Origin of the sequence: Corallococcus sp. CA053C, from assembly GCF_003611675.1 — a bacterium.
Taxonomy (GTDB): Bacteria; Myxococcota; Myxococcia; order Myxococcales; family Myxococcaceae; genus Corallococcus.
Window position 1 is genome coordinate 1 of the sequence record NZ_RAWA01000257.1, and the last position, 13,818, is coordinate 13,818.

General features: G+C 72.5%; 10 protein-coding genes. 6 read left to right on the forward strand and 4 right to left on the reverse strand.

Features of this window, described 5'->3' with window-relative positions; genetic code table 11:
• Positions 1-3: 3 nt before the first annotated feature.
• The 4 genes from D7V97_RS28085 to D7V97_RS28100 are packed head-to-tail and all read left to right on the forward strand — an operon-like array spanning position 4 to position 4,035.
• Entirely contained in the window at positions 4-852 is an 849-nt protein-coding gene (locus tag D7V97_RS28085; protein WP_120613723.1) for an ImuA family protein, read from the forward strand.
• Between the two features lie 16 nt (positions 853-868).
• Positions 869-2,410, forward strand: coding sequence for a DNA polymerase Y family protein (locus D7V97_RS28090; protein WP_120613714.1), 1,542 nt, complete (start codon positions 869-871; stop codon positions 2,408-2,410).
• Between the two features lie 58 nt (positions 2,411-2,468).
• On the forward strand, positions 2,469-3,002 hold the full coding sequence (locus tag D7V97_RS28095; RefSeq protein ID WP_120613715.1) for a hypothetical protein: 534 nt from the start codon (positions 2,469-2,471) through the stop codon (positions 3,000-3,002).
• Positions 3,003-3,045: 43 nt separating this feature from the next.
• A complete protein-coding gene (locus D7V97_RS28100; RefSeq protein WP_120613716.1) occupies positions 3,046-4,035 on the forward strand; it encodes an NAD-dependent epimerase/dehydratase family protein in 990 nt (329 codons plus the stop codon).
• Between the two features lie 68 nt (positions 4,036-4,103).
• Here the strand turns inward: D7V97_RS28100 and D7V97_RS28105 are convergent, their stop codons facing one another.
• The 4 genes from D7V97_RS28105 to D7V97_RS28120 form a co-directional block, all read right to left on the reverse strand.
• Positions 4,104-8,213 carry a CARDB domain-containing protein gene (locus tag D7V97_RS28105; protein ID WP_120613717.1) on the reverse strand — a complete coding sequence of 1,370 codons (4,110 nt, stop codon included), beginning with the start codon at positions 8,211-8,213 and terminating at the stop codon, positions 4,104-4,106.
• A 161-nt stretch (positions 8,214-8,374) separates the two neighbouring features.
• Positions 8,375-9,877 (reverse strand): ATP-binding cassette domain-containing protein, encoded by a 1,503-nt coding sequence (locus tag D7V97_RS28110; protein WP_120613718.1) that lies wholly within the window; start codon positions 9,875-9,877, stop codon positions 8,375-8,377.
• 274 nt (positions 9,878-10,151) lie between these two features.
• On the reverse strand, positions 10,152-11,255 hold the full coding sequence (locus D7V97_RS28115; protein WP_120613719.1) for an SPFH domain-containing protein: 1,104 nt from the start codon (positions 11,253-11,255) through the stop codon (positions 10,152-10,154).
• Positions 11,246-11,746, reverse strand: a complete 501-nt coding sequence (locus D7V97_RS28120; protein ID WP_120613720.1) for an NfeD family protein — start codon at positions 11,744-11,746, stop codon at positions 11,246-11,248. The genes D7V97_RS28115 and D7V97_RS28120 overlap by 10 nt, the downstream gene beginning before the upstream one ends.
• A gap of 123 nt (positions 11,747-11,869) precedes the next feature.
• On the opposite strand from D7V97_RS28120, the gene D7V97_RS28125 reads away from it, so the two are divergent.
• Both D7V97_RS28125 and D7V97_RS28130 read left to right on the forward strand, forming a co-directional pair.
• On the forward strand, positions 11,870-12,715 hold the full coding sequence (locus D7V97_RS28125; RefSeq protein ID WP_120613721.1) for an alpha/beta fold hydrolase: 846 nt from the start codon (positions 11,870-11,872) through the stop codon (positions 12,713-12,715).
• Positions 12,716-12,839: 124 nt separating this feature from the next.
• On the forward strand, positions 12,840-13,818 hold a 979-nt coding region (locus tag D7V97_RS28130), incomplete at its 3' end, for a PHP domain-containing protein (RefSeq protein WP_120613722.1).

Genomic DNA, 13,818 nt, shown 5'->3' on the forward strand with positions numbered 1-13,818 from the left:
GCGGTGGGGGTGGTGGAGGAGCTGCGTGAACGGATCCGTCAACTCCAGGCCGCGCCCCGGCGCGCGCTCCCGGTGCTGCGCACGGGCGTGGACGCGGTGGACGCGCTGCTGCCCATGGGCGGCCTGCCCCTGGGGCACTCGGTGGAGCTGTGTGGTGAGGCGGCGTCCGGGCGCACCAGCCTGGCCCTGCGCGCGGTGGCCTCCGCGCACCGCGAGCTGCGCCTGTGCGCGTGGGTGGACGGCCCCCGTGAGCTCTATCCCCCCGCGGCGGCGGCGCTGGGCGTGGACCTGGAGCGGCTGCTCGTCGTGCAGCCCCGGGCCTTCGCGCAGCGCGTGTGGGCCGCGGTGCAGCTCGCGCGCAGCGGGGCCTTCACCTGCGTGGTGTTGGACCTGACGCACGGCGTGGGCGCGGCGGGGAAGCCGGAGCGGCTCTCCCTGCCGGAGGCGCGCAAGCTCGCGGACGCGGCGGCGCGGGGCGGGACGCTGGTGCTGCTGCTCACGTCCCCGGAGGCCCCGGCGGATGGCCTGGCACGGCTGCGGCTGGAGGCCCGGGGCGTCCAGGGCTGGTCCGTGGAGCTGGAGCGCAGCCGGGGCGGTGGCGTGGGGATGCGCGTCGTCCGTCCCTGGCAGGAGCTGTACCCGGAGGTCGGGCTGGATGCCGGGGCGCGGCTGGACGTGGACGACGTGGATCGCGACGCGGGGGCGTCGGATGCCGGGCCGGGGCCGGGCTTCTACCGTGAGTCGAGCGCCCACGTGCGCAACGGCTGCGGCATCCAGGGACAGCGGCCCGGACGCGACGCGCCCATGTCCTCGCTGCGCCAGGACCTTCCGCCGTCGTCGGGCGCGTGCTGAGGGAAGGGGCATCCCGATGCGGAGGGGCTACCTGCACGTCACGCGCTTCCCGGTGCAGCGCAAGGTCATCGAATCGCCGCTGCTCGCGGGCCAGCCGCTCGCGTTGGTGGAGGAGGTGCGCGGCCAGCGCCGGGTGGCCTTCGCCTCCACGCGCGCGCTGAAGGCGGGCGTGCGGCCGGGGATGACGCTGACCGCGGCCACGGCGCTGGAGCCGGAGCTGCGGCACTTCCCCTACCGCCCCCAGGACGAGGCCCAGGCGCTGGCGGCGCTGGGGGAGTCGCTGCTCGGGCTGTGCCCGGGCTTCCAGCGCGATGCGCCGGACGGCCTGTGGTTCGACGCGGGGGCCGCGCACCTGGTGGGGGGCGAGCTGGAGCTGGGCGCCCGCGTGCTGGAGGTCTGCGCCGAGCAGGGCTACCGGGGGCACGTGACGGTGGCCTCGGAGGCGTTCACGTCGCGGGTGCTGGCGCGGCATGGCACCCGGCGGGTGACGGTGGTGCCGGAGGGGCAGGGCGCGCGGGCGCTCGCGCCGTTGCCGCTCCAGGCGCTGGAGGACGGCGCGGTGAAGGCCTTCGCGGTGCTGGGGCTGCCCACGCTGGGGGACGTGGCGGCGCTGCCGGCGGGCGCGGTGGTGGCGCGCGGGGGCGCGGCGGCGGCCCGGGCGCACGCGCGGTGCCGGGGGGTGGACGACACGCCCTTCGCGCCCGAACCGTTGGAGGAGTCCCTGGAGGATCGCGTGGTGCTGGACGCGCCCGCGGACACCTTCGAACCCGTGCAGTTCGCGCTCAAGACGCTGTTGGATCGGCTGGGCGCGCGGCTGGCCGGACGGCAGCGGGCGGCGGTGCGGCTCACCTTCGTCCTGCGGTTGGATCCCACCGGCGAGGCCCAGGTGCCGCTGCTGCTGGCGCGGCCCACGGCGCGGGCGAAGCTGCTGCTGGAGCTGGCCCGGCACCGGTTGGGCGAGCTGCGGCTGGAGCGCCCCGTGGCGGAGGTGGCCGTGCGGGTGGACGCGCACGACGAGGACCTGGGCCAGCAGCTCGCGCTGGGGGACGCTCCGGAGGGGGACGCGGCCCTGGAAGGCGTGCTGTCGCGGCTGGCGACGACGCTGGGCGAGGAGGCGCTGTTCGCGGCGTCCCTGGAGGCGGCGCACCGGCCGGAGGCCGCGCATGTCGCCCGGGCCTTCCATCCCCCGGAGGCGCGGCGCGGCCTGCTGTCGGCGACGGAGCCGGCGGAGCGGACGGGGCTGGCGGAGCGGACGGGGCCGGTGACGGTCTGGCGCGAGGCGGGGGCGGCCCGGGAGCGGCCGTCGCGGCTGCTGGCGCGGCCGGCCCGGCTGGACGCGGAGCTGGCGGAGTCCGGGGCGCTCCTGGCGGCGCGGCTCGGGGGGCGACGGCACCGGGTGACGGCGATGGCGGGGCCGGAGCGGCTGGGGGGCGAGTGGTGGACGGACACGCCCTACCAGCGGGACTACTACCGCGTGCACTTCGAGGGGCTGGGGCCCGCCTGGGTGTTCCGGGACGGACGGGACGGGGGCTTCTACCTGCAAGGGCTGTTCGATTGAGGGGCCGGCGGGTGCGGTCCCGGTGGAGGCGCTGACGCTTGTGGCCTAGCGTTGGGGGATGCGCCCCGCCCGAATCCTCTGCGTCCTCCTCGTGTCTCTCGTCTTCACGGCCTGCGCCGCCCCGCAGGTGCGCCCGGCGGGGAGCATCCGCAAGGTGGTGGTGGTGGCGGGCTCGCGCGTGGACGTGCTGCCGTCCGGCTCGTTCCGTCAGGACATGATTGGAGAGAGCAACCCGCGCACCGTCATCGCGCGCCAGACGGAAGCCGTGCTCGCCGAGCGCGGCTTCGAGGTGGTGGCCACGCGCCAGTCCCAGGCCCCGGTGCCCCTCACCGACGAGGTGGCCTCCTTCATCCAGCAGAACAAGGCCGAGGCCGGCGTGGTGGTCATCCTGGACTGGCTGGACGTGTCGGGCGCGGCGGTGCTGGGCCGGGTGGACGTCGTGCTGCGCGTGGGCGTGGTGGACCCTACGGGGCAGGTGCTGTGGACGGACACCTTCCGCTCCTCGCCCACGGTCAGCGTCTACCAGGCCCAGTCGGACTGGAACTCGTTCCTGCGCCGCGCCGTCATCGAGGCGGTGCAGGTGGTGCCGTGAGGGGCTCGCTCCGGGCCCTTCTCGCGCGCGCGAAGAGGGGGGCATGCGGGTCCTGGTGACGGGCGCGGCGGGCTTCATCGGCGCCCACGTCTGCGAGCGATTGCTCGCGCGCGGTGACACCGTGCTGGGGCTGGACGCGTTGGACCGGGCCCCCGGGGACGTGGCGCTGCGGCGCTCCCGGCTCGCGCGGTTGTCCGGCACGCGCGGCTTCACCTTCCTCGCGGGCGACCTCGCCGACGCGGCCCGGCTGCGGGAGGCGTTCGCGCTCGCGCGTCCCGAAGGCGTGGTGCACCTGGCCGCGCGCGTGGGCGTGCGGGCCCCGGACGCGGAGGCCCCGGCGTACGCGGACACCAACGTGACGGGCTTCGTGCGGGTGCTGGAGGGCTGCCGCGAGGCGAAGGTCGCGCACCTCGTCTACGCGTCCTCCAGCTCCGTGTACGGCGCGGCCACGCCCGCTCCGTTCCGCGAGGACGCTCCGGTGGATCAGCCGCTCAACCTCTACGGCGCCACCAAACGCGCCAACGAGCTGATGGCACACGCGTACAGCCACCTGCACCGGCTGCCCACCAGCGGCCTGCGCTTCTTCACGGTGTACGGCCCCTGGGGACGCCCGGACATGGCGCCGCTGCTGTTCCTGCGCGCGCTGGCGCGAGGGGAGCCCCTGGTGCTGCACGGCGAGGGGCGGATGCGGCGGGACTTCACCTTCGTGGACGACGTGGTGGAGGCCGTGCTGCGGGTGCTCGACCGGCCCCCCCGGCTCACATCGGAGAGCCCGCCCCAGCGTCTGCTCAACGTGGGGCACGGCGAGCCGGTGGCGCTGGGTGACTTCGTGGCCCTGCTGGAACGGCACTGGGGCACGAAGGCCCGCGTGACGTCCGTGCCCGCGGGGGCCGCGGAGATGGCCTCCACCTGGGCGGACTCCTCGCGGCTGGAGCTTGAGACGGGCTTCCGGCCCCGCGTGTCCGTGGACGAGGGCGTGGCCCGGCTGGTGGCGTGGTACCGCCAGTGGACGGACACGCCCGCCGGACGCTGAACGACGACGGGCGTCGCCCGGGGCACCTGAAGGCCCCGGCCGACGCCCGTTCCATCACCGCGAAGTGACTACGGCATCACGGCGAGGAAGCCCTGCACGTAGGCGTTGTTGTCCTCGCGCAGCTCCACCAGCGTGCGCTGCGAGTCCACCAGCGCGCCGATGTAGAACAGCCCGAAGCCCGGGCTGCCGCTCGGCGTGAGGACGGGCGTGGTGAGCTGGCGCGTCGTGCACTGCTGGGGCTGCAGCGCTCCCAGGTCCACGAACCCCAGGGACACCTGGAACGAGGACGTGCCGGGGCCCGACGGGAACTCCAGGGAGGACTGGGTGGAGAGGAACAGCTCCACCCGGCCCGAGCTGGTGCCCGAGGGGGCGGTGGTGCCCTGGTTGCAGACCTTCACGGTGGTGGTGAGCTGTTCGTTGTAGCGCACGGAGAACGGCGCGGTGACCTCCGTGATGACGAGGTCCGGTGCGTTTCCCACGCCGATGCGGCCGCGCACGAAGGTGTTGTTGTCCGTGCGCAGCTCCTGTCCGGGAGACGAACCGGTCACGACCAGGGCGGCGCCCAGGTAGACCGGCGCGAACGGCGTCGCCGCGCTCGGCGGGTAGGCGTAGAAGGACTCCTCGCGCGTGGCGCACGCATTCGGCTGCAGGGGCGGAACGTCCATCATCCCGAGCCGGGACAGGGTGGAGGACATCTCCATCCCCATCCCCGTCGAGGACGGCTCCGGCAGGACGGGCTCGGTGGAGAGGAAGACCTCCAGGGGCTGCGCCTGCGAGGGCGCCTGGCCCTGGTTGCAGACGGTCACGGGGATCCGCATCGAGTTGCCGGGCATGACGCTGGCAGGTCCGCCCATGGACGTGATGATGAGGTCCGGTCCGGTTCCCACGCCGATGCGCGGGCCCAGGAAGGTGTTGTTGTCCTCGCGCAGCTCCTGGGTGAACTGGAGCGTGTCGACGGAAGCGCCCAGGAAGAACGGCAGGGAGTCCGTGGGCCCGGGGACGTACGCGTTCGCGGGCACCGGCGTGGAGACGCAGGTGTTCGGCTCCAACGGGTCGAGCGTGCTCCAACCCGCCGACTGCGAGGGGCTCGGCGCCATGCCCGGCGGCGGCATGGGCACCGTGGTGTTCGACAGCACGTACAGGTCCACGCGCGCCCCCTGCGGGGCGGGCTGCGTGCCCTGGTTGCAGACGGTGATGGTGGCGGTGAAGGACTGCCCCGGCAGGACGCTGGCGGGACCCGTCACCCCGGTGACGACCAGGTCAGGACCGAAGCCGTAGCCGATGCGTCCCTTCACGAAGACGTTGTTGTCCTCGCGCAGCTCGGGCCGGGACTGGAAGGGATCCACGGTGGCGCCCACGTACAGCGGCTGACCCGGCAGCGACGCCGTCGGTCCGTAGGAGGACATCGTCCCGAACGGGGCCGCGCACTGGCCGGGCTGCAGGGGCGGAACCGGCAGGGAGCCGATGTTCGCCTGGCTGGAGCTGATGGCCGGGGGCGGAGGCATCCCCACGACCGGCGGGCTCCAGGTGTCGTCCGTGGACAGGATGATCGCCACGTCACTGGAGGACGAGGGATCGGTGCCCACGTTGCAGACGCGCGCGGAAGCGGAGAAGGCACCGCCCGGGGTGATGCTGGCGGGGGCGTCCAGCGAGGTGACGACCAGGTCCGGTCCGCTGGCCAGGCTCATCATGCCGCCCACGAGCGTGTTGTTGTCCTCGCGCAGCTCCGGCTGACTCGACCCCGGATCGACGATGGCGCCCACGTACACCGGCTGCTGGAGCGACGCGCTGGGAGGCGGGACGGACTGCCCGGAGATCTCCCGCGTGATGCACGCTCCGACACCCAGCGAGGGCACCGGCACGCCATTCACGAAGGCCCGCGAGGAGTCGGGGCCCGGGGGGCTCGTCACGACCAGCGTGGGTTCGGACGACAGGTACACCTCCACGAGGGAGCTGGACGACGGCTGGGTGCCGACGTTGCAGACGCGAACGGAGGTGGTGAACGTGGAGCCGGACCGTGCGCTGGCGGGCGCCTTGACCTCGGTGACCACGAGGTCCGCTCCCTGCCCCAGGCCCACGCGTCCCGCCGCGAAGCCGTTGTTGTCCCGCCGCAGCTCGAGGGACGTCGTGTCGACGGTGGCGCTCAGGTACAGGGGCTGATCCGGCGGCGAGTTCGGCGGACGCCAGGCGGTGAAGAAGGACCGCTGCGAAATGCACTGTCCGGCCTCCACGTGGAGGGATGAATCCCAGCGGCCCTGGAGGGCGTAGCCGGGAGGCGGCATCCCATACGGCGGGGACTGCGGCGCGGGCGGCGCGGCTTCCGACGACAGGAACAGCGAGATGCCGAAGCCGTTCGTGGGCCACAGGCCCTGGTTGCAGACCGTGTAGGTCGCGGCGAAGGACTGGCCGTCCTGCAGGCTCGCGGGGGCCCGCAGCTCGGTGATGATCAGGTCCGCGTCATCCCCCACGCCCAGCGGCCCGGCCGTGAAGGTGTTGTTGTCCTCGCGCAGCTCCGGGTTGTTCCGCTGCGTGTCGACGGCGGCCCCCAGGTACAGGGGCTGGCTTGGCACGGCCTCCGGGGGCGGCTGCGCCCACGCGGACACCGACCGGATCACGCATCCCCCGGCCGACAGGGACGGCACGTCCATCCCGCCGACGGGCACCTGGGTGGACGTGGCGATGGGACCGCTCTGCGACGGGAACACCACCGGGCTCTCCGTGGAGAGGAACAGCTCCACCCGGGCGGAGTTGGACATCTCGGTGCCCACGTTGCAGACCTTCGCCTCGGCGGTGAACGGTCCGTTGCGCCTCGCGGTGGCGGGCGCCTTCAGCGAGCGGACCACCAGGTCCGAGCCGGTGCCCACGCCGACGAGCCCCTTCACGAAGGTGTTGTTGTCCTCGCGCAGCTCCGGGATCTGGAGCTGTCCGTCCACGCGCGCGCCCAGGTAGAGCGGCGTGTTCGGAACGGCGGCCGGAGGCAGGAACGCGTTGCCCTGCATGGACAGCGTGGTGCACCGTCCGGCATCGAGCCGCATCCCCTGCGCCGAACCGACGAGCGCCTCCGTCTGGGAGCCGGGATTCGTCGCTCCCGGGGACAGCGTGGCCTGGGTGGACAGGAACAGCTCCGCGCGCGGGTTGAGGGCGGGCTCGGTGCCCACGTTGCAGACCCTCACGGACGCGAAGAACGGCGCACTGGAGCGCAGGCTGTCCGGGCCCGTCACGTCGGTGACCACCAGGTCGGGCTGATTGCCGATGCCCAGGCGACCCGCGACGTGCGCGTTGTTGTCCTCGCGCAACTCGAGGACGGTGCGCACCGGGTCGGTGAAGGCGCCCAGGTACAGCGGCTGCTCGGGCGTGGTGGCCGCGGGCGGACGCACGGCGGAGGCCTGCGTCGGGAGCGAGAGGCACGCGCCCACGTCCAGCGAAGGCACGCTCACGTCACCCACCTGCGCGAGCGTCGTCGGCAGGGAAGCGCCAGGCGCCGGCAGGGTCAGCGTGGCCAGGGTGGAGACGTACAACCGGACGTTGGAGGACGATGCCGGCGAAGTCCCCACGTTGCAGGCGCGCAGCGTCACGGGGAAGCTGTCCCCGGGCCGTGCGCTGGCAGGGGCCTTCACCTCGGTGACCACGAGGTCCGCGAGGGTGCCCACGCCCATCAGGCCGCTGACGAGGCTGTTGTTGGTTTCGTTCACCTCCGTCACGACCTTGCGCGTGTCCACGCTGGCGCCCAGATAGAGGGCGCCGTTCGGAGTCGAGGCGGAAGGCCGGGTCGCGGTGACCGACAGGCTGGGGGTGACGCACTGCTCGGGCTCCAGCGGCATTCCCAGCGTCACCTCGCCCACCGTCACCTGCTGCGTGGTGGGCGGAGCGCCGGGCGCGGGCACCTGCTGGGTGGCCGTCGTGGACAGGTACACCTGGAGGGCCAGCGTGCCGCTGGGCGAAATGGGCGCGGTGCCCCGGTTGCAGACCCGGGCGCTGACGGTGAAGGGGTAGCCATCGCGAACGCTGGCAGGCCCCCTCAGCTCGGTGATGACCAGGTCTGGGCCCTGAAGCAGTGAATCTGTCTGGCTTTTCGAGAGGGCCGCCTCGGACGGGGCGTCGCCTCCGCAGCCGGTGAATACCAGCGTGCCTGCGATGAGCAGACACGAACGTCTCCATGACGGCGTGGGCCGTGGCATGTGAACTCCTTGGGGGTGTGTGATGACAGCCAGGAAGTGCCGGCCACCGTGCGTGGCGGCGGCGCTCCCGGTCGTCAAGACAGCCTCGACGACACCCGTGGGAATAAATTCTGACAATCCCACGCGAAAGTGGAGTCCTGCTTTTCCCAGCTTTTGGGAAATCAGCTCACGGTGACCTGTCCGTTCGCGACGAGCCACCGGGTGGTGGTGCACGCGCGGGCGAAGGGGGCGTCGTGGGTGACGAGCAGCAGCGCGCCGGGGTAGTCGCGCAGCGCCGCCTCCAGGCGTTCAATGGACGGCAGGTCCAGGTGGTTGGTGGGCTCGTCCAGCACCAGGGCCCAGGCGTGCTGGCCCAGGCCGCGGGCGATGAACAGCTTGCGCGCCTCGCCCGGAGACGGCTGTTCGGACGCGAGCAGCCGGTGCGGATCCACGCCCAGCGCGGCCACCAATGACAGCACCCGTCCGCGCTCCTCGGGGGGCAGCGCGCGCACCGCGTCGAGCGTGGCGCGGGCCTCGGCCTCGCCCAGGTCCTGCGGCAGGTACAGCAGCTTGTCGCGGGGCACGCGCGCCTGTTCCAGCAGGGCGCGCAGCAGCGTCGTCTTGCCGGCGCCATTGGGGCCCTCGATGCGGATGCGCGCCGCGCGGTCCACGTCCAGGCGCGTGGGGCCCAGCACCTCCACGTCACCGGCCTTCAGGCCCGGCGTGTCGAGCGTGAAGATCCACGGGTTGGGTGAGCGCACGTAGTCCACGAACACCGAACGGCCCACGGTCTTGTCCACGGTGAAGTCACCCACGGCGGCCTCGGCGCGCTCCAGCTCGCGGCGCTTCACGGTGACCTGGTGGCCCAGGCGGCTCTCCGCCCAGCTCGCGAGCGTGGAGGCCATGAGGCCGCGCGCGTCGCTGTCATACTTGTTCTTCATCCGCCGCCCGGTATTGCGCGACAGGGTGGCGCCCTGCTGTTCGCGCCGGGCGCGGTCGAGCAGCTGCGCGGCCCGGTCCCGCTCCGCCTTCGTCTGCTGGTGGGCGGCGACCTCGGCTTCGCGCTCCGCCTCCCAGTGGCCGCGCGCGGCGGAGTAGGCCCCGGGGTACAGCCGCGCGCCACCGCCGTGCACGCGCAGGGTGCCCTGCGTGAGCAGCTCCAAGAGCTCCCGGTCATGGGACACGACGACGCCAATGCCCCGGAAGCGGCGCAGCGCGGACGCAAGCCACGCGCGCCCTTCGGCATCCAGGTGGTTGGTGGGCTCATCCAGCAGCAACACGTCCGGCTCGCGGGCGAGCGCCGCGCCCACCTGCCAGCGCTTGCGCTCTCCTGGCGACAGCGTGGGCCAGCGCGACAGCGCGGTGACGTCCAGGCCCAGCTGGCCGTGGAGCCTGCGCGCCAGCGCGTCCCACGCCTCCGCGAACGCGGCGATGTCGGGCGTGAGGACCTCCACGCCCTGGGGACACAGACACACCAGGGGCGAGGGCGGGTCGAAGGAGAGCTGTCCCGACGTGGGCGTCAGCTCCCCGGACAGCAGGCGCAGGAGGGTGGACTTGCCGGCGCCGTTGGGGCCGACGAGGCCCGTCCAGCCCGGGGCCAGGTGGAAGTCCACGTCAGTGAGGACGGGGACGGCATCGGTGAACGAAAAGCAGACGCTGTGCGCGCGAAGGGAGGACGAGGGCATTTGAAGCGACTCCTGAATCCGGAAGCCAGCGCACACGCCCATCAGGACGCGCGGCGGCGGGGTACAGCCAGGGACCGGGGTTTCAGGCGTGCAGCTTCAAGGGTGTGCTGACCTCGTGTGGGGGAAGTCCTGTGACGACCTCCCGCGGGGACAACGGATGCGACGGCTGCAAGATGCGACAGGGCCCGTACGGAGTGCAAGCCCCGGGGCGCCGCGACGGCGGGCACCGACGTCTGGAACGTCGGTGCCCTGACAACGATTCCCCTGGGGACGCCTACTCGTCCGAAGGCGTGGGCGGCTGCACGCGGCGGGTGGCCGGCATGGGCGCGGTGGAGGCCGCGGCGGCGTTGCGCGCCAGCGCCTGGGCGCTCAGCGCGGCGGCCGAAGGGTTGCGGGCCGGAAGCCGCGGGGCCTCGGCGGGCGTGGGGGCAGGCGCGCTCTCACCGCCGAAGACGTCCTTGAGCATGGACAGGGTGCCCAGCGCGGCGGTGGCCTCGTAGGGGACGAACATCTTGTTGTCGCCCTTGCCCAGCTCCTGGAGCGTCTCCAGGTAGCGCAGCGCGAGCACCTCCGGGGTGGCGCGGCCGGTGTGGATGGCCTCGAAGGTGAGGCGGGTGGCCTCGGCCTTGCCTTCGGCCTCCAACATGACGGCGCGCTTGTGGCCCTCGGCGCGGGCGATCTCCGCGTCGCGCTCGGCTTCGGCGCGCAGGATGCGGGAGATCTTCTCGCCCTCGGCCTGGAGGATGGCGGCGGACTTGTCGCCCTCGGCCTTGGTGACCTCGGCGCGGCGCTCGCGCTCGGCGGTCATCTGCTTGGCCATGGCGGCCTTGATGGCCTGGGGCGGCTCGATCTCACGCAGCTCCACGCGGGTGACCTTGACGCCCCACTTCTCCGTGGCCTCGTCCAGCACCATGCGCAGCTTGGTGTTGACCGTCTCGCGGCTGGTCAGCGTCTGGTCCAGGGTGAGGCCGCCCATGACGTTGCGCAGGTTCGTCATCGTGAGCTGCTCGATGGCGAGCGCCAGGTTCTCCACCTGGTAGAGCGCGCGGCCCGGATCGACGATCTGGTAGTAGATGACCGAGCCGACCTCCATGTTGACGTTGTCATGGGTGATGACCTGGACGGTCTCGAAGCCCATGACCTGCTCACGCAGGTCCACCAGCGTGTTGCGCACGATGCGGACGCCGTTGCGCATCTCCATGGCGCGGGGGCTGTCCATGAAGGGGATGAGGATGTTGAGGCCGCTGGTGGCCACGTGGTGGAACTTGCCCAGCCGCTCCACGACCATGACCTTGGCCTGGGGAACGATGCGAACACCGGTGGCGAGCGCGAACACGACGGCGACCGCCGCGACGAACAGAACAATGGTCAATCCCATCCTACAGTCTCCTTCTTCTTGCGCCGCGGTTGAGGCAGCGAGACCTCGTGAGACGCCGACGGGCGCCGCACCCACAACTTGAGTCCTTCAATCTGTTCCACGGTGACGCGCTCGCCCTCGGGCAGGGGCCCCGACAGGGAGCGCGCCATCCACAGCTCCCCGTTGATGCGCACGGTGCCCCCGTGCGGGTCGGACAGCGCCTCCATCACCACGGCCTCCTGGCCCAGCATCGCCTCGATGCCCGTCTTCAAATGCACGGCGTCCCGCATGAAAACGTGTTTGAAGATCGTCCGGGACGCGGCGAAGAGGGCCGTGGACACCAGGGTGAACATGGCGAGCTGACCGTCCAGTCCCACGCCCGCGCCGGCGATGAGGGCGGACATCAGCGCGCCCACGGCGAACCAGAGCGTCACGAAGCCGGAGAGCTTGATCTCCATCGCTCCCAGGACGATCGCGGCAATCAACCAGAGCTGCCAGGCGGTGGGGTCCATGGGGTCCTTGTTTGGCAGCCGCTTCGGCTTCCTGTCAAACCGGGCGGCCGGGCGTCAGGAAGCAATCGGACGGCAGGGGGGTTGCGGGCGAGGACCCCGTGGTCCACTCCCGAAGGGAAGCCCATGCCGTATCTGTCCATCCGTGGCACCCGACTGTACTACGAAGACACCGGCGGTTCTGGTGAGCCGGTCCTCTTCAGCCACGGGTTGCTGTGGGACTCCCGCCTGTTCCGCGAGCAGGTGGCGGCCCTGCGCGGACGCTACCGCTGCATCGTGTACGACCACCGGGGCCAGGGCCACAGCGAGCCCCCGCCTGGCGGCTCGCCCATCGACCTGCGCACGGTGTACGAGGACGCGGTGGCCGTCATCCAGGCCCTGGGGCTCGCGCCCTGTCACTTCGTGGGGCAGTCCATGGGCGGCTTCGTGGGCTTGAGGGTGGCCGCGCGCCATCCGGAGCTCCTGCGCTCGCTGTCGCTGCTGGACTCCTCCGCGGCGGCGGAGCTGCCGCTGACGCTGGCGCGCTACCGGCTGCTGACGACGATGACGCACTGGCTGGGGTTGAGACCGGTGGTGGACCGGATCATGTCGCTCTACTTCGGGCGCACGTTCATGCGCGACCCGGAGCGGGAGGCGGAGCGCGCGCTGCTGCGTCAGCAGCTCGTGGACAACCCGCGCCAGGTGTGGCGCGCGATGCAGGGGGTCATCCACCGCCGCGGCGTGGAGGGGGAGCTGCACCGCATCGCGACGCCGACGCTGGTGATGGTGGGGGACGAGGACCTGGTGACGGCGCCGACGGCGGCGGCCCGGCTGCACCAGCGCATCCAGGGCTCCCGGCTGGTGACGCTGCCCTGTGGCGGGCACATGTGCATCCTGGAGCAGCCCGCGGCAGTCAACGCCGCCCTGGCCCGGTTCCTGGAGACGGTGGAGGTGGCACCCCTCCAGGGCGAGGCGCTGGCGATGGGCTGCTGATCCGGTGTGCGCTCAATGACAGCTCAAACCCCGCGTCCGCCGGGACCCAACTCATGAAGTCGCCCTCTCGCGGAACGAAGATCCAATCTAGCGCCTGAACGCCCGCTCAGTATCCTGATCCGGCGTGAGCTACGCCGAGCTGGTGTGCCGGTCCCATTTCTCCTTCCTGCGTGGCGCGTCCCATCCCGAGGAGCTGGTGGCGGCGGCGGCGCGGCTGGGCCTGTCCGCGCTGGCGCTCACGGACGGGGACGGCCTGTACGGCGCGGTGAAGGCGCACCTGGCGGCGAAGGAGCATGGCGTGAAGCTGCTCCTGGGCGCGGAGCTGACGCTGGAGGACGGCCCGCCGGTGGTGGTGTACGCCCGGGACGCGGCCGGGTACGCGAACCTGTGCCGGCTGGTGTCACACAGCCGGATGACGCACCCCAAGGGCGAGGCGGGGCTGCCCTGGCGCAAGCTGGCGGAGCACGCGTCGGGGCTGCTCGCGCTCTTGCCGGGCCCCGCGGCGCTGGAGGCGGTGGCCCCGCTGGCGGAGGCGTTCCCGGGAGGCTTCCACGTGGGCCTGAGCCGCTCGCTGTCGGCGGGGGACGCGGCCCGGGAGGCCCGGGCGGAGGCGCTGGCCCGCGCGCTGGGCGTGCCGCTGGTGGTCCACAACGACGTGCACACGCACCACCGTGAGCGCCAGCCGCTGCAGGACGTGCTCACCGCCATCCGCCACGGGGTGACGGTGGATCAGGCGGGCACGCGGCTGTTCCCGAACGCGGAGCGGACGCTGAAGTCACCCGGGGAGATGGCACGGCTGTTCGCGGATCGGCCGGACGCGCTGGAGCGCACGGTGGAGCTGGCGTCGCGCTGTGACGCCTCGCTGGACTCGCTGCACTACCACTTCCCGGAGGAGGACCTGCCCGAGGGCCGCACGGTGGACGAGCATCTGCGGACGCTGACGGAGGCGGGCCTGCGCGCGCGCTATCCGGCGGGCGTGCCGCCGGAGGTGACGCGGCAGATTGAACACGAGCTCAAGCTCATCGCGGCGTTGGACTTCGCGGGGTACTTCCTGGCGCTGTGGGACATCGTGATGTTCGCGAGGGGGCGGGGCATCCTGTGCC